At 68.3% G+C, this 15,423-nt stretch carries 15 protein-coding genes; 11 read left to right on the top strand and 4 right to left on the bottom strand.

The features are described from left to right. Nucleotides 1–4 precede the first annotated feature (4 nt). From GNX95_RS09175 to GNX95_RS09210, 9 genes are all read left to right on the top strand, one after another. The gene (locus GNX95_RS09175) at nt 5–1,054 is read left to right on the top strand and encodes a serine/threonine-protein kinase (RefSeq protein ID WP_163506683.1); all 1,050 of its coding nucleotides are present in this window, start codon (nt 5–7) and stop codon (nt 1,052–1,054) included. Next, nucleotides 1,051–2,253 (top strand): hypothetical protein, encoded by a 1,203-nt coding sequence (locus GNX95_RS09180; protein WP_163506684.1) that lies wholly within the window; start codon nt 1,051–1,053, stop codon nt 2,251–2,253. The genes GNX95_RS09175 and GNX95_RS09180 overlap by 4 nt, the downstream gene beginning before the upstream one ends. Continuing rightward, complete coding sequence (locus tag GNX95_RS09185; RefSeq protein WP_163506685.1) at nt 2,250–3,611, top strand: hypothetical protein; 1,362 nt, start codon at nt 2,250–2,252, stop codon at nt 3,609–3,611. The genes GNX95_RS09180 and GNX95_RS09185 overlap by 4 nt, the downstream gene beginning before the upstream one ends. Beyond that, nucleotides 3,608–4,126, top strand: a complete 519-nt coding sequence (locus GNX95_RS09190) for a hypothetical protein (RefSeq protein ID WP_163506686.1) — start codon at nt 3,608–3,610, stop codon at nt 4,124–4,126. The genes GNX95_RS09185 and GNX95_RS09190 overlap by 4 nt, the downstream gene beginning before the upstream one ends. Next, nucleotides 4,119–6,629 (top strand): Hsp70 family protein, encoded by a 2,511-nt coding sequence (locus GNX95_RS09195; RefSeq protein WP_163506687.1) that lies wholly within the window; start codon nt 4,119–4,121, stop codon nt 6,627–6,629. The genes GNX95_RS09190 and GNX95_RS09195 overlap by 8 nt, the downstream gene beginning before the upstream one ends. After that, nucleotides 6,626–7,486, top strand: coding sequence for a tetratricopeptide repeat protein (locus tag GNX95_RS09200; RefSeq protein ID WP_163506688.1), 861 nt, complete (start codon nt 6,626–6,628; stop codon nt 7,484–7,486). Before GNX95_RS09195 ends, GNX95_RS09200 begins: the two co-directional genes overlap by 4 nt. 148 nt (nt 7,487–7,634) lie before the next feature. Then, on the top strand, nt 7,635–7,763 hold the full coding sequence (locus GNX95_RS43790) for a hypothetical protein (RefSeq protein ID WP_281356886.1): 129 nt from the start codon (nt 7,635–7,637) through the stop codon (nt 7,761–7,763). A 70-nt stretch (nt 7,764–7,833) separates the two neighbouring features. Then, nucleotides 7,834–8,991, top strand: coding sequence for an acyl-CoA dehydrogenase family protein (locus tag GNX95_RS09205; protein WP_163506689.1), 1,158 nt, complete (start codon nt 7,834–7,836; stop codon nt 8,989–8,991). A gap of 8 nt (nt 8,992–8,999) precedes the next feature. Continuing rightward, nucleotides 9,000–9,920, top strand: coding sequence for an endonuclease/exonuclease/phosphatase family protein (locus GNX95_RS09210; RefSeq protein ID WP_163506690.1), 921 nt, complete (start codon nt 9,000–9,002; stop codon nt 9,918–9,920). Between the two features lie 46 nt (nt 9,921–9,966). Here the strand turns inward: GNX95_RS09210 and GNX95_RS09215 are convergent, their stop codons facing one another. Beyond that, nucleotides 9,967–10,809: a chitosanase gene (locus GNX95_RS09215; RefSeq protein WP_163506691.1), complete on the bottom strand. Its 843-nt coding sequence runs from the start codon at nt 10,807–10,809 to the stop codon at nt 9,967–9,969. A 216-nt stretch (nt 10,810–11,025) separates the two neighbouring features. On the opposite strand from GNX95_RS09215, the gene GNX95_RS09220 reads away from it, so the two are divergent. Continuing rightward, nucleotides 11,026–11,505 (top strand): winged helix-turn-helix transcriptional regulator, encoded by a 480-nt coding sequence (locus GNX95_RS09220; RefSeq protein WP_246281553.1) that lies wholly within the window; start codon nt 11,026–11,028, stop codon nt 11,503–11,505. Between the two features lie 89 nt (nt 11,506–11,594). Next, on the top strand, nt 11,595–11,825 hold the full coding sequence (locus GNX95_RS42445) for a GNAT family N-acetyltransferase (RefSeq protein ID WP_222853473.1): 231 nt from the start codon (nt 11,595–11,597) through the stop codon (nt 11,823–11,825). Nucleotides 11,826–11,994: 169 nt separating this feature from the next. On the opposite strand, the gene GNX95_RS09230 is transcribed toward GNX95_RS42445, so the two are convergent. The 3 genes from GNX95_RS09230 to GNX95_RS42450 are packed head-to-tail and all read right to left on the bottom strand — an operon-like array spanning nt 11,995 to nt 15,307. Next, complete coding sequence (locus GNX95_RS09230; RefSeq protein ID WP_163506692.1) at nt 11,995–12,714, bottom strand: copper homeostasis protein CutC; 720 nt, start codon at nt 12,712–12,714, stop codon at nt 11,995–11,997. After that, nucleotides 12,711–14,159 (bottom strand): M81 family metallopeptidase, encoded by a 1,449-nt coding sequence (locus GNX95_RS09235; RefSeq protein ID WP_163506693.1) that lies wholly within the window; start codon nt 14,157–14,159, stop codon nt 12,711–12,713. The genes GNX95_RS09230 and GNX95_RS09235 overlap by 4 nt, the downstream gene beginning before the upstream one ends. Then, nucleotides 14,156–15,307: an ROK family protein gene (locus tag GNX95_RS42450; protein ID WP_163506694.1), complete on the bottom strand. Its 1,152-nt coding sequence runs from the start codon at nt 15,305–15,307 to the stop codon at nt 14,156–14,158. The genes GNX95_RS09235 and GNX95_RS42450 overlap by 4 nt, the downstream gene beginning before the upstream one ends. Between the last annotated feature and the right edge of the window lie 116 nt (nt 15,308–15,423).

Genomic DNA, 15,423 nt, shown 5'->3' on the forward strand with positions numbered 1-15,423 from the left:
TGCGGTGAGCCTGCTGGAGCCGGGGGCCAGGGTCAGTGACGCGGTGGTCGTCGACCGGCCACTCGGCCAGGGTGCCTTCGCCGAGGTTTACCGCGTACGCCACGAATATCTCGGCTGGCAGGCACTGAAGCTGTTCAAGCGGGTCGGCTCTCTCGGCGAGACGCGGGCGATGCTGGACGAGGCGCGGCTGCTGTCGACCATTGGCCACCCCAACATCGTGCGGCTTTTCGACGCCGGCACGGTGCGCACCGGCCACGGCACGCGCGGCTTCTTCACGATGGAGTACGTGGCCGGCGGCAGCCTGGAACGGCTGGTCGACTCCTACCGCGGGATCGTGCCGGCCGACATCGCCGTCGGAGTCGCCGAGCAACTGGCCAACGGTCTTGCCGTGGCGCATGCCCAAAATCCGCCGATCATCCACCGCGACCTCACGCTCGCCAACGTGCTGGTCGGCTATGACGCCGGTGGCCTGCGGGTCCGGATCAGCGATTTCGGACTGGCCAGACGCGCCGACCCGGTCAGCCTGCTGGCCAGTGCACAGGGCACGTACGCGTTCATGGCCCCGGAGGTCGTACGCGAGGACGGCTACAGCCGCGCCGGCGATGTGTGGTCGATCGGCACGATCGCCTACCTGTTGCTCACGAATTCGTTGCCGTACGCGGCAAAGACCGAGGCCGGGCTGCGATCGACGAGGCGGTTCGAGGAAACGCCGCTGCCGCCGAGCGCGTACAACGACGAGGTCGATGCCGAGCTCGACGACATCATCATGTCGACGCTCGAGCCGGAGCCTTCGCTGCGACCGCGCGACGCCGGCGCGTTGGCGCGCCGATTTCACGACCGCCAAACGAAAAGCGTACGGGTCGCGACACCGCCGACGCCAGCGCCGAGCGATCGCGCGCAGCGGTTGGCGGCCGAGGCGCTCGAACTGGCGCGGCGACCGGAAACGCTGGCGGAGGCCGCGGATCGCATGGAGGAGGCGGTCACCCGCTCACCTCGGCTGCGCGACCAGCACATGGCCAAGCTGTTGCTCTGGCGGCGCGGGGTGATGATGTGACGACCGCGCAGCGGATGCGCGAAAGCGCCGTGCCGGATCTCTATCGCCGCAACGCGTTCCGGATCACCGGCCTGGCCACCGACGCGACCGGCCGGGTCGTACGCGAACGCCGGCAGAAGCTCGTCACCGCCGCCGCGTTCGGCGGTCACACGCCGACCGAGTGGCACCTGCCGGAAACGCCAGACGAGGCACAGATCCGTGCCGCGTTCGAGACAATCGGCGATCCGGCGCTGCGGATCGTCGACGAGCTCCTCTGGTTTTGGGGAGACGACACGGCATGCGGCTGCGAGCCCGCGCTCCACAGTGCGCATGACGCGGCCGTACGTGCACACGCGCGTGCCCTGGACGCCGAGCTGTCCGGCGATCCAAGCGGTCCATTGTGGACAGAGGCAGCCCGGCAGTGGTCGGACGCGTTCCACCGGACCGGATTCTGGAAACATCTGCGGCGCCGGATCGAAACCTTGGACGATCCTCGGCTCACCGAGGACGCCATCCAGTCCATGCACGCCGAGCTGCCGCGTACGCTCATCCGTCCCCTTGTCCAGCTGGCGATCGCCTCGCCGGAGCCGGCGAAACTGTTGTCGCGTGCCGCCGAGTGGGACATCGGCAATCACACTCTGCGCACGATCGTGGAGGAGACGGTCGCCAGCGACGTGGACCGGATCACCGAGCACCTGCAGCGCGCCGGAAACCAGCTGGACGCGGGAAAACTCGTCGACGCGGCGGACAGCCTGAAGGATGTGGTCCTGCCGGCGCTGCGTCAGGTCGAACGCCTCGCCCCGCACGCCGAACACCGGGTGGTGGCGCGCGTACGCGAAAAAATCGCCGTGTTGTTCAACAACTGCGCGCTGGCGATCGCCGAGAAGATGCCGTACGGCCGCGGTGACCTGATCCAGCAGCTGTTCGCGACCGCGCTCGAGCTGGCGCTCGAAGCCGACACGCTGGAAACCATCCAGAAAAACGCCACCATGGCGCGCACCGCGACGGCACGGCGAGCGGCGAGCACGACCGGCAAGGCCATCGGCGTCATCGGCACCGTCATCGCGATCCCTGCCGGCATCGCACTGGTGGTGGCGCTGGTGATGCTGGCTTTCGGCAACCACGGCGGCTTCGACGCGGTCTGGGGCTGGGCCTGCCCGGCGATGATCGTGGCCGGCGCACTCGGCTGGCTCGCCGGCAAGCTGGAAGGCCTCGGATGAGCCCCGTCGACCTCGCGACCGTTGACGTCTATCGGAAAAACGCCTTCCGCGTGACCGGATTGGCGACCACGGCCACCGGCCGCGACATCCGCAACCGGCGTCAGAAACTCGTGTCGGCCGTACGCGTCGGTGCCGCCGATCTTCCGTCAGAGCAGGAGCTTTCCGCCGCCTTCGAGGTGATGTCCTCGCCGGTCGACCGGCTCGCACACGAGATCTTCTGGTTTTGGGGGTCGTCAACCGACTGCGGCTGTCCTGAGGCCGTACACGCCGAGCACGACGATGCCGTACGAGCGTTCAACACCGAGGATCCCGAGTCGTTGGCCGCGGCCGCCAAGCACTGGAATCTCTTGTTTTCCGGCGGTCTTCGCGATCATCTGCGGCGCCGCCGGGAGGCCATAGACGATCCACGGCTCGATGCGGCAACTGTCGACGACCTGGCGGCGTCGGTGCCGTTGGCGTTGGTCTGCCTCACCGTACGAATGGCTGCCGACGACGAGCGTTATCTGCCGCATCTGCGCACATGGCGGGTGTCGCCAGAGCTGATCGAGGACGCGGTCGACAGGATGGTTTCGCCGCTCCTGGACGACATCGTCACGGCGACGGACGAGGCGCGCCGCCTGCTCAACGACGACCTGCCGGACAACGCGGCCGAGTTGGTGCTGGAAAAGGCGAAACCAGCGCTGGCCCGGATCGGTCCGCTCGTCGCCGAGGTCACGCACCGGCGAGCCGCGACGGTCGCCAATGACGCGGCTGTCGTGCTGAACAACTGCGCTGTCGAACTCGGCGAGGCGGCACGAAAAGCCGGCGACTACGACGCCGATCTCGCCGACCAGATCCTCGGATGGTTCGACACCGCGCTCGAACTCGTCACCGTCGACGAGGACCGCTGCTCGATCCTGGAAAACCGTACGCTGATGCCGCGGTCCACGCCGCGCCGGAAACCCAAGCCGGCCTCGAAAAAGCGGACGGATCCGGCGACCATGCGGTCCGTACACGGGTGGATCGACGGCGTGACAGCCGCCGGCGACGCCTACTATCTCTATCCCCTGCTCGCGGAGTGGCGACGCGAGGTGACGGACCCGGATTTCCGTACGGCGTTGGACGTCATGCTGATCAGCCATCTGCCCGACGAGCAGCAGCGCCGCGCGACGCGGCAACGAAACTGGTGGATCGGCGGCGCGGTGGCCGCCGGCGTCGTCCTCATGACTTTTCGTTACGCCGGCCTGATTCCGGCACTGCTGGTCGTGGTCATCGCGGCCGGTGCCGCCGGAATGATCGCACTGCGGGCCAGGATCCGGCTGGACCGCCGGATCGCCGTCCACCTCGATCCCGAGAAAACCCCCGGAGGACTACTGTGACCGGCCGGCTAGCCGAGTGGCGCGCATCCGTGCGCCAGCACCGATATCGCAAGGCGTTTCGCATCCCACCGCCGACCTGGGACGAGGAACAGCAACGCTGGCTGGCCGACACCCTCGGCGCGGCTCCGGAGGTGGTGCTGCCGGCCGAATCCACCGCGGTCGACCAGGAGGCGCTGGCGGTCTCGGCCACGAATCTCTGGCGAGCGCTGCGAAAACTCCAGGACGCCGACGACACGGCCCCGGCCGTACGGCATGCGCAGCACTATCTGCGCAAGGTGCGGCAGACGCTCGCCGACGGCGGCCTGGTCATCTACGACCACGACGGCGAGCTGTTCCATCCCGGCCTGTCGCTGGAGGTGCTGGCCAGAGAGACCAGCGCCGGCGCGGAAAAAGAGACGGTGGCCGAGACCGTACGACCGACGGTCTATCTCGGCGACGAGCGGATCCAGCTGGGCCAGGTGATCGTGGTCGGCCCGCCATTCGAGCAGACACAGGAGGGGGACGGCGGTGCGTGACACCATCGACTTCGGCATCGACCTCGGCACGACGAACAGCGCGATCGCGGTGGTCGACAACGGCGAGGTCAAGGTCATCAGGAGCAACCGGCGGATCGACTACATCCCGTCGGCGGTGATGATCAGCGGCAAAGGGGAAGTGCGGGTCGGCGACAGCGCGCTTCCGTACGTCTACAGCGATCCCGCCAACGCGGCCGCGGAGTTCAAGCTGAAGATGGGGATGGCCAACGCCGGCCGCGCCTTCGCCAACTCCGGCCGCCGGCTGACGCCGACCGAGCTTTCCGCGGAGGTGCTGAAAACGCTGCGGTCGTTCGCGGCCCGCGACTACGGCCAGCCGCCGGAGTCGGCGGTCATCACCGTCCCGGCGGCTTTCGCGCTCAACCAGACCAACGCCACCAACGAGGCGGCCAAACTGGCCGGCTTCACGGTGAACTGTCCGCTCGTGCAGGAGCCGACCGCGGCGGCTTTCGCGTACGGCTTCGCCGACCAGTCCGAGCGTGCCTACTGGATGGTCTTCGACCTCGGCGGCGGCACCTTCGACGCGGCCATCGTCACCAAGCGGGACGGCGAGATGCAGGTGCTCAACCACGCCGGGGATCCCTATCTCGGTGGGAAACTCATCGACTGGGCGATCGTCGAGCGACTGGTCGCACCGACCGTGGCGGCCGAATACCGGCTGGCGGACTTCACTCGGGACAATCCGCGCTGGGAGACCGAGTTCCTGCGGATGAAACAGGCCGCCGAGGAAGCCAAGATCCAGCTCTCGCAAACGCATCACACCGACGTACTCGTCGACTTTGGCCGCCGGTCCGAGCTCGAGGCGTTCGAATACGCGCTGACACGAGAGCAGCTGGAGCAGATCGCGACACCGTTCTATCTGCAGGCGATCAACCACTGCCGGAACGCGCTCGCGGAAGGAAACCTGAGCCCGGCCACCATCGACCGGCTGCTGCTGGTCGGCAGTCCGACGCTCGCGCCCGGCCTGCGCGAGCTGCTCGCCGATCCGCGCGACGGACTCGGCATTCCGTTGGACCACAGCCAGGATCCGTCGACCGTCGTCGCGCGCGGCGCCGCCCTGTACGCCAGCACCGTACGGCTGGAGCGGCCGATGGCCGCGCCGAAAGCCGGCGAATTCGCTGTGGAGCTGTCGTACGAGCCGAGCGTCGACACGCTGCAGCCGACCGTCGGCGGCCGGGTGTCGACGGCGTCCACAGTGGACTGGACGACGTACTCGGTGTCGTTGCGCGCACCGGGCCGACCGCACGACTTCGACAGCGGACGGCTGCCGTTGCGGGCGGACGGCACCTTCCTCACCGAGGTGCAGGTGCAGCCGGACACCACGACCCGGGTGTCTATCCAGCTGGTCGACGGCACCGGCCGGCCACAGCTGCTGCGGCCGGACTCGTTTTCCATCACGCACGGCGGTCCGATGTTTGGCGGCCCGGTTTTGGCGCAGACCCTGGGGATCGGCCGCGCCGACGACACTTTCGCACGGATGCTGGAAAAGAACAAGCCGCTGCCGGCCGAGACAACACAGCCGTTCGAAACCACGGTCGCGCTGCGCCGTGACATGGTCGACTCCGTCGTACGCATCCCGGTCTTCGAAGGCGAGAACAACCGGGCCGAGCGCAACCGCGAGATCGGCATGCTGGAGATCAAGCCGACCGACGTACGCATCGACCTGCCGGTCGGCACGCCGATCGACGTGACGCTGAAGGTCGACACCTCGCGGCTGGTCGCCGTGTTGGCCGAGATTCCGTCCCTCGGCACCTTTTTCGAGGCGACGCTCAACCTCGACCAGGTCGAGCCGCCGAGCCCCGACGAGTTGCTGCGGATGCTCGCCGACACCGAGCGCAGGCTCACCGAGCTGCACGCACAGGCCGAGCGGTCCGGATCGCCGGAAGCCCTGACGCCGCTGGCAAAACTGGACGAACAGAACATGCTGGAAAACACCAGGGAACAGGTCCGTGCGGCGCGGGTCGACCGCGCCGCGGCCGCCACCGCCGACGAGCGTATCCGCGAGATCGAGGCCATCCTCGACGAGGTCGAGCAGCTGATCAAGCTGCCGGCGCTGTTCAAGGACCTGCAGGACGCGCTGTCCGACTGCGCCGACGAGGTGCGGCGCGACGGTCGCGGCGAGGACCAGCGCGAGCTGGACAACATCAAGAAGCGCGCCGGCGAAGCCATCGCCAACCGCGACGGCACCGCCGCGACCGCGCTGCTCGAACGCACGACCGAGCTGTATTTCGACGTACGACGGCGCAGCCCCACCTGGGACGCGGAGATTTTCTATGCACTGCGCCGGATGCGTGACCAGATGTCGCCGTCCGCGCAGGCCGACACGCTGTTGTGGGAAGGCGAGCAGGCCATCGCGGCCGGCAACTATCGCGTGCTGCCAGGCATCAACCAGCGGCTGCGCCGCCTGCTGCCACCCGGCGTGACGGAACCGACGCCCGGCAGCGGCCGCAGCGGCGTTGGCCAGCAGCGAAGTGGTGGCCGATGATCGACCTCGTCCTCGATCGCGCGCGTACGGCCGCACGCGCCGGCGATCTCGATCGCGCGTTGCAGCTGCTCGACGGCGCGAGGCTGGACAATGCCGGCCTCGACCTGCTCGCACGCGTACACGCACAACGCGGTGACTACGACAAGGCCGACGCCTGCTGGATCCGTGCCGGCGAGCCGGAAACGGCTCCTGGCCGCGCCGAGATCGCACGGATCCGCGCGGGCCGGTCGGCGCGGCCGTTCTGGCAGCCTGGCCGCGTGGCGGTCGCCGGTGTCGTGGCCGCCGGCTTGGCGGTGACCGGTGGCGTGACCTGGGTCAACTCCCTGCCTGCGGCGCCGCCGGACCCGCGGGTCGTCGCCGCACAGAGCCAAATGCGGTCCGTACAACAGCAGAACGCCCAGGAGAAGGCGCAAAAAGCGGCTGCCGCCGCGGCGCTGGCCGCCGCTGTGGATCGCACGGCGGCGAGCTTGGCGGTGCCCGGGGTTCAGGTGCTCAAACACGCCGACTGGGTCGAGGTGCGGTTCACCAAAGGCGTGTTTTCGTACGAGGACGCCCTTACCGACGAAGGCACTGAGCGTCTGCGGCAGGTCGGCACGAAGCTGCGCGGCCTGCCGGCCGCTGTCACGGTGATCGGCCACGCGGTGCCCGTCGCCGGTGGTCCCCAGCGGGGCGGCTCGGTGTTGGCACTCGCGCGTGCCCTGGTCGCCGCACGCGAGCTGGCCCGTACGAGCGGACGGCCGTTGACCGCCTTCGTACTCACCACCGGCGACCAGACCGCCAATCCATTCTCGACGAAGGCGGCCAACCGTACGGTCACCCTCGCCGTCCGCCCCACCGCCCCGGCCCGGCCGTCCTAGGCATACCTAGGCATACCTAGGCGTGCCCGGACGTGCGTACGCACCGTCTAGGTATGGCCTGAGCTGCGAAGATACGCATCGTCGTCCGATGCCGTCGACGCTTGTGCGGACCAGTATGGGAAGCACAACGAAGACAGAGGAGAAGACGATGTACCTGCACCCCGAGATGCTGACCGCACTGGCCAACGAGCGCCGCCACGAGCTGATCGCCGAGACCGAGCGCCGGCACGTACTCACGGCCGCTCGCCGGGCCCGCCGCCACCGCCGCGCGCGGTGACAGCCAGTCGCCCCATCCGTCCGTCACCGGCCGCCGTGCATCGAGCACGGCGGCCGTTACCATTGCCGGCATGGCCACGCTCAGCGACGAGGAACGCGCGATCGTCGCCGTCGTGGCCGAGTTCGTCGACCGCGAGGTGCGGCCGGTCGCGCGCGACCTGGAACACGCCAACGAATATCCGGAAGAACTCATCGCCAAGATGAAGCAGCTGGGGATCTTCGGACTGGCGATCCCCGAGCCATACGGCGACGTCGCCGTCTCGACGCCGTGCTATGTGCGGGTCACCGAGGAACTGGCGCGCGGCTGGATGAGCCTGGCCGGAGCGATGGGTGGCCACACCGTCGTCGCCAAGCTGATCATGACTTTCGGCACCGACGCACAGAAACAACAGTGGCTGCCGCGGATGGCGACCGGCGAGGTACGCGCGACGATGGCGCTCACCGAGCCAGGTGGCGGCTCCGACCTGCAGGCGCTGACCACCACCGCGGCTCGCGACGGCGACGAATACGTGGTCAACGGCACCAAAACCTGGATCACCAACGCCCGCCGCTCCGGCCTGATCGCGTTGCTGGCGAAGACCGATCCACGCGCACGTCCGGCGCATCGCGGCATCAGCATCCTGCTGGTCGAGCACGGCGACGGCCTCACCGTGTCACGGGACCTGCCAAAGCTTGGTTACAAGGGCGTGGAGAGCTGCGAGCTTTCCTTTGCCGACTACCGCACACCGGTCTCCGCTCTGCTCGGCAAGGTCGAGGGGCAGGGGTTCGCGCAGATGATGAAAGGCCTGGAGATCGGCCGGATCCAGGTCGCCTCGCGCGCGCTCGGAGTGGGTCGCGCCGCCTTCGAGGACGCGCTGCGATACGCGCAGGAGCGGGAAAGTTTCGGCAAGCCGATCTGGCGGCACCAGTCGATCGGCAACTACCTCGCCGACATGGCGGCCAGCCTCACCGCCGCGCGACAGCTGGTGCTGCACGCGGCCGAGCGTTACGACAGCGGTGACCGCAGCGATCTGGAGGCCGGCATGGCCAAGCTTTTCGCCTCCGAGACCGCGATGACGATCGCCCTCAACGCCGTGCGCGTCCACGGCGGCTACGGCTATTCGACCGAGTTCGACGTGGAGCGCTATTTCCGTGACGCCCCGCTGATGATCGTCGGCGAGGGGACCAACGAGATCCAGCGCAACGTCATCGCGGCACAGCTGGTCGCCAGAGGCGGGCTGCCGGATTGACCGCCACGATGGTCCGCAAACCTCGCACCGGCCTGCGCGTACGCGATGTCGCGCTGGGGTTTTTCGCGCTGGTAGTGGCATTCGTGCTGGTCGCTCACCAGGCGATCCCCGATGTCGCCGGCCTGGTCACGGTCGTGGAGAGCGTGCTGCCGTGGATCGGTCTGCTCATACCGATCCTGCTGGTCCTGGGACTTGTCGGCGGCGTACGCGCCGGCCTGGTCGCATTGTTGGTGCCGGCCATCGCCTGGACCGCGCTCTTCGGCCCGGCGATGCTGCCGAAAACTCCTGGCGGTGCCGCGCAGTTGTCGGTCGTCAGCCAGAACATCGGCGCCAGCAACGCGAATCCGTGCACCGCCATGACGGCTTTGGCCGCGCAGAAGGCGGATCTGGTCGCCGTGCAGGAGCTGACCGACCGCGCCTCAGGTTGCGACGCGCTGTCCAACGCGTACCAGTATCGCTATCGCTCCAGCAGCGTGCGGCTGTGGAGCCGATATCCGTTGCGCCCGAGCAAACCGCTGATGCTCGGCCTGGACTGGGCTCGCGCGTTTCGTACCGAGGTCATCACACCAAACGGCAACGTCGTCATCTACGCCGTACACCTGCCGTCGGCGCGAGTCGACGCCACCGTGCAGCGCAACCGCGGCCTGGCCGAGCTCGCCGAACTCATCCGCGACGAGAGCGGAAAACACGTGCTCGTCGTCGGTGACCTGAACACCGCGAGCACCGACCGTCAAATGACCGCTTTCGCCGGCCTGACCGACAGCCAGCAGGCTGCCGGCAGCGGCCTCGGCTTCACCTGGCCGGCCGGTTTTCCCATCACCAGGCCGGATCACCTGCTGACCCGCGGCCTGCGGCCGGTGGCCGCCGGCACGCTGCCCGGCAACGGCAGCGACCACCTCGCGATCAGCGGGTCGTTCCGGTTCGAGTGACCGACGGGCCGGACGCCCCCGAAGCGTCCGGCCCGCGGGTTTCCGGCTAACCGATGTGATACGGGTCGCCGTAGACCTTCCAGTCCAGCGGCGTGTGCAGGTCCAGGTTGTTCTCGTTGAGGAACTTCAGCTGCTCGGTGTCCACCCGAGAGGTGTCGGCGTGCGCCTCCTCCTCTTTCATGACGCTCTTGCGTACGTTCAGGAACGCCTTGATGTAGGCCTTCTCGTCGCCGCCTTGAGCCGGGGTCTTGGCTTTCTTCATGGCCGCCGAACGGATGCCGCCGAAGCTGTCGTGCGAGCTGCCGGGACCGTGCATGACGATCGCGTCGTAGTAGGCAAACTGGCCGAGCGCGCCGAGGCCGTCGGCTTTGGCCTGGTTGACCGCAGGGTTGAAGTAGACGCGGTCGCGCTCACCGTTCTGCGCGTCCTTGAACGACTGCAGCTTGGCCGCCTTCTTCCAGTCGTTGACAAACGGCGTGCCCAGGCCGGAGTGCGAGTCGCTGCCGTTCACCTTGCGCAGCGCCGGGAGGTATTTGGCGAGCGGGTTGTCCGGTACGGCGTTGGTGTAGCGCTCGACCAGCTCCAGCATGTCACCGGTGCCGGAGCAGAAACCGATGATGCCGGCGGTGTAACCGCGGCCGTCGCCGATGTCCTCGATGTAGCCGTACTGCGACTTCCAGTCCAGCGTGGAGTTCTCCGCGCTGGAGACCAGCTCCATGGCGATCTCCTTTTTCGCCGGGCTGGACAGGTCGCCGCCGGAGGCGGCCGGTTGGACGACACCGGTCGCCGACCGGGTGGCGGCCAGTGCCGGTGGCGCGGCCAGCATGCTGCCGGCCAGCAGGACCGGGATCGCGACCGCTGTCACGAGCTTGACGGGACGTGCGGGCATGGCGGTGCTCCTTTCAGTACGGGGGTCAGGCCCTGAAGGAGGTGCGCCGAGGGTCGCGCTCGGCCGTGCTGGCTGCCAAGTTAAACCACTTCAATGCCGCGGGTCCAGACGTACGCCGAAAATATCCGAAAAAGCGATTTCGTTGCACCGCAACGGTGTTCGTATCCGTGAATCGCTGAATTGCAAAATAATAACTAGGTGGTTACAATTACCGACGTGCCGACCGACCACCCCGCCTGCTCGATCGAGCGAACGCTGGAGGTCGTCGGCGAACGCTGGACGTTTCTGATCCTCCGCGAACTGTTCGGCGGCACACACCGGTTCGCCGACCTGCGCGCGAAGCTCGGCATCGCGCCAAACTTGCTGAGCACCCGGCTGAAGACGCTCACCGCCGCCGGGCTGGTCGAGCAGCACAGCTATCAGGAGCCCGGCAGCCGCACCAGGGAGAGCTATCACCTGACCGCGACCGGCCGGCAACTACGGCTGGTGCTGGCCGCACTTCAGCAGTGGGGTGACGAAAACCGGCCGCGGCCGTCCGGTCCGACGTGCGTACGGCGGTCACGCCGCACCAACCGGCCGGTCCGCGTCGCACTGCTGGACAGCGCCGGCCGCGAGGTGGCACTGGATGACCTGGACTTTGTCCGGACCGATCAGGCCTCGATCTCGACCGTCAGCTGGGGACGACGAGTGCGCTGACGGCGGCCAGACTGCTGCGCGATGATCGGACTCCACCCGGAACCAATTCGGTTACCCGGTCGCCGACCGGCCCGTGACAATCGAACGTTATGCAGGTTTTCCTGGAGACCGAGCGGCTTGTCCTGCGCCGGCTCACCGCCGACGACATCGACAACCTCGTCGAAGTTGACAGCGATCCGGACGTCGAACTGGGCTATCGGCTGCGTAAGTCCGCGTGGGGCAAGGGGCTATGGCACCGAGGGATCGCGCGCGTTGATCCGCTAGTGGTTTCTGAAACGGGATGCCGGAACCGGCGTGCCATTTCGGAAACACACCACTAGGGTTTCACCGAGCTGGGCGTACGCCGGGTCTACGCGGAAGCGATGGCGGTGAACACGGCGTCGCGGCGGGTGATGGAAAAGGCCGCTCTGACCCCCGTTCGCCATTCCCACCCGCCCTGGCCATACGGGATCCCCGGCGACGAACCCGGCGATGTGGAGTATGCGCTGCTCAAAGCCGACTGGCCCGGATAGCCTCCACCAACGCCTCGGCGGCGGCCGCGTCGAACTCCGGTGCCGCGCCGAAGTCCACAACGGATGGACTGGGCCGACGCGCCGGCCGGCGTGGCGCCGCGTGCACGTCGCGTACGCCGGTCGCCTCGATGACAGCGCGGACGTTGTTCGCACGGATGCCGCCGCAGGCCATGATGTCCAGCCTGCCATCGGCCACCCGCACCATTTTCCTGAGAGTCGGGATGCCGTTCTCCACGCGTACGGCCCCGCCGGAGGTAAGGATCCGGTGCACGCCCAACTCGGCCAGGGTTTCCACCGCGGCCAGCGGATCCGGGCACAGGTCGATGGCGCGGCTGAAGGTGATCGTGGCCCCTTTGGCCGCCTCGATCAGATCCGCCATCGCGTCGGCCGCCACCTTCAGGTCTGGCGTCAGCACACCGAACACGGCCCCGACCCCACCAAACTGGGTGGCGGCGCTGATGTCCGCCGCCATGGCCAGGATCTCCCCGGTCGAATAGACGAAATCGCCTTCCCTGGGCCGCACGAGCACATGCAGGATGGGCTCGGGCAGCTTCAACCCGAGATAGGTGATCAGGCCGGCGCCCGGTGTCAGCCCGCCGAGCGTGCCGGCAGCGCAGAGCTCGATGCGGTCAGCTCCCATGTTGTAGGCCGCCACGGCTCCGGCCACCGTGTCGACACTCAACTCCAGGTTTGTCACGCCAACAATTCTGGCCTGAGCACCGGATCGGCCATCTCCGGGTCGAACGGAAACATCGGCCGGACGATCCGGTGATGGCCGAGGCGCAGCAGATCCTGGTCGACCCCACCGGGAGTCAGGGCGAGCAGCCAGCCGGCGGCCAGGTCGTAGAGCTCGGGCTCCAGATAGCCGATCTTCACGATCACCAGGTCGGCCTTGCGCGGCTGCAGGCCGAGGGCGACGAAGTCCTCCTCCAGATGGTACGGCTTGCGGCGCGAGGTCACGATGATGTGCAGTCCACCGACGACCAGGACGACCGCCGCCCCGGCCACCGGATCGCCGAGATCGATCGCGGCGACGCGTGCCTGGACCAGCACCGGAGCGCACGGTCCCGAGTCGACATGTCCGCCGAGATCAACGGAAACTTCCGCGTCGACACCGGCGGCGACCGCGGCGGAAACCGCGACCGGATCGACGATCGCCGCATAAAGCGTCGTCAGGTCAGAGGCCACGATGTCCGGCGTACGCAGCAAAACGTCCAGCGTCCAGGACGTGTCGCCAGCGCCTCCGGCGGTCGGATTGTCGCCGGAATCGCTGATGAAAAACGGCCTGGCCGTGCTGTCGATCGCCTGCCGTACGCACTCCTGCAACGTGCCGGTCGGTGCCACGAAAGCGAAATCGCGGCGCGCATCCCAGTACGCTCGGGCCAGCTCCTCCGCCTTTGCCGCGATCACCGCGCGATCGTCGCCAGTCACCACGACCGCGGCTTGGCAGCGCGGCTCGTCGGCCCACGCGTAGCCGACCCAGATGGCCGCGTCGAGCACGCCGTCGGTGGCCTCGACCTCGTCGACTTTGGCGTAGATGCTGGCGGCCGGCTCGATCCGCGTACTCGTTTTCTCACCAGGCAACAAAACCGGCACCTGGATCCACGCTTTGCCGGGACGGCCACCGGATCGCAGCCGAGCGACCAGGTTGCGCATCGCGCGCTCACGCGTGTCCCAGGCGTCGGTGTGCGGCGCCTTGCGATAGCAGGTGATCAGGTCGACCGCGGCGGCCAGCCGCCGCGACACGTTGCCGTGCAGGTCCATCGACGCCGACACCAGCACCTCAGGGCCGACGATCGCACGGATGCCATCGATCAGGTCCGCCTCGGCATCGGTCCGGCCGAGCACGCTCATCGCGCCGTGGATGTCGACGAACAGGCCGTCGAGCGGGCCGGCTTCGCGCAGTCGCAGGAAAATCTCGTCGGACAGCTCCGCGTACGTCTGCGCCGTCACCGGTCCCCCCGGCAGCGACACCGCATGCAGCAGCGGCAGCCACTCCACGCCGTCGACCAGGTCACCACCGAGAAAGCCATATCTGGCAAGCAGATCGGCGCCACGGGTGACCCGGAAGTCGGCGATCGTCGTGCGGTGCGGCGAAAACGTGCTCGACTCGATCGCGATGCCAGCGATGCCGATCCTCAACGCGCGACCTTCCCACTTTGACCGGTGCGGCTGAACGCCTCTTCCAGCGCCAGCACGCCGGCGCCGACCAGGCCGGCGTCGGCACCCGCGCGTACGCGGTCGATTCGCAACGCGCGAGTGGCCAGCGGCAGGCACCTTTCGTACAACGCGCCGCGTACGGCCGCCACGAACGCCTCCGAGCCGGACAGCACGCCGCCGAGCAGAACCGCGTCCGGATTGGCGAAGTTGACGACTGCCGACAGGATGCCGCCGACCTGCAGGCCGGCGCGGCGTACGGCCGTCGTCACCGCCGGCTCGCCCCCTTCCGCGGCCGCCATCACCGCCGCCGTGTCGGCCAGGTCCATGCCCTGCGCGCGCAGGCCGGCGACCAGGGCGGCACCACTCGCGACGGTCTCCAGGCAGCCGTGATTGCCGCAGCTGCACGGTTTGTCGGCGCCGGCCGGCACCCGTACGTGGCTGATGTCGCCGGCGACGCCGGCGCGGCCGCGGTGCAGTCGCCCCTCGATCACCAGGCCGGAGCCGATTCCAGTGCCGGCCTTGACCACCACCAGCGTGTCGCCAGGCGGCTGCAGCCGCGACTCCCCCAGCGCCATCAGATTCGCGTCGTTGTCGACCGCGACCGGCACGTCGAGATGATCGGAAAGCGCCGCCCGCGCTTTGAACCCGCGCCATTTCGGCATCCGCGATCCCCATGGCACCGAACCGTCAGCGACATCCACCGGACCCGGCAGGCCGACGGCGACCCCGAGCCACTCACCCGGTGCGCGCGTTTGCCTTGCCAGCTCACGAATCTCGCCGGCGAGCTCGGCCAGCACCGCGCTCGGGTCACCGTCGATGTCCAGCGGCCGCTCCTCCACGTGCAGGATGCGGCCGGCGATGTCGAGCACGCCGATGCGTACGTGCCGCGACCCCAGGTCGGCCGTCCACACGTGGCCATAGTCGGCGTTGACGCGCAGCAGCCGCGGCCGCCGGCCACCGCTGGACCGGCCCTGGCCGGACTCGGTCAGCATGCCGGCCGCGATAAGTGCCTGGATCCGCACCGAAATCGTCGACTGCGGCAGGTCGAGCAGCCGGGTGAGCTCGATCCGCGACCGCGCCTGTCCGCTCGCGACCAACCAGAGCAGCCGGATCGCCGCCGCGTCTAACATGTTAATCCAGCCATGATCTAAGTGCTGTCCTCTTGGCCGCGGCCCGTTCGAGTGATTCAATCTCAGCCAACCCGCGGCACGCAGGTTATCACGAAGCCGCCGGTCAGATCTTCAAT

The organism is Fodinicola acaciae (genome assembly GCF_010993745.1).
Lineage (GTDB): Bacteria > Actinomycetota > Actinomycetes > Mycobacteriales > HKI-0501 > Fodinicola > Fodinicola acaciae.

Excerpts from the sequence above, each read along its gene's own strand:
- GNX95_RS09185 (WP_163506685.1), top strand. The coding sequence starts at position 2,250 with ATGAGCCCCGTCGACCTCGCGACCGTTGACGTCTATCGGAAAAACGCC.
- GNX95_RS09200 (WP_163506688.1), top strand. The coding sequence starts at position 6,626 with ATGATCGACCTCGTCCTCGATCGCGCGCGTACGGCCGCACGCGCCGGC.
- GNX95_RS43790 (WP_281356886.1), top strand. The coding sequence starts at position 7,635 with ATGTACCTGCACCCCGAGATGCTGACCGCACTGGCCAACGAGCGCCGC.
- GNX95_RS09210 (WP_163506690.1), top strand. The coding sequence starts at position 9,000 with ATGGTCCGCAAACCTCGCACCGGCCTGCGCGTACGCGATGTCGCGCTG.
- GNX95_RS09215 (WP_163506691.1), bottom strand. The coding sequence starts at position 10,809 with ATGCCCGCACGTCCCGTCAAGCTCGTGACAGCGGTCGCGATCCCGGTC.
- GNX95_RS09205 (WP_163506689.1), top strand. The coding sequence starts at position 7,834 with ATGGCCACGCTCAGCGACGAGGAACGCGCGATCGTCGCCGTCGTGGCC.
- GNX95_RS42445 (WP_222853473.1), top strand. The coding sequence starts at position 11,595 with ATGCAGGTTTTCCTGGAGACCGAGCGGCTTGTCCTGCGCCGGCTCACC.
- GNX95_RS42450 (WP_163506694.1), bottom strand. The coding sequence starts at position 15,307 with ATGTTAGACGCGGCGGCGATCCGGCTGCTCTGGTTGGTCGCGAGCGGA.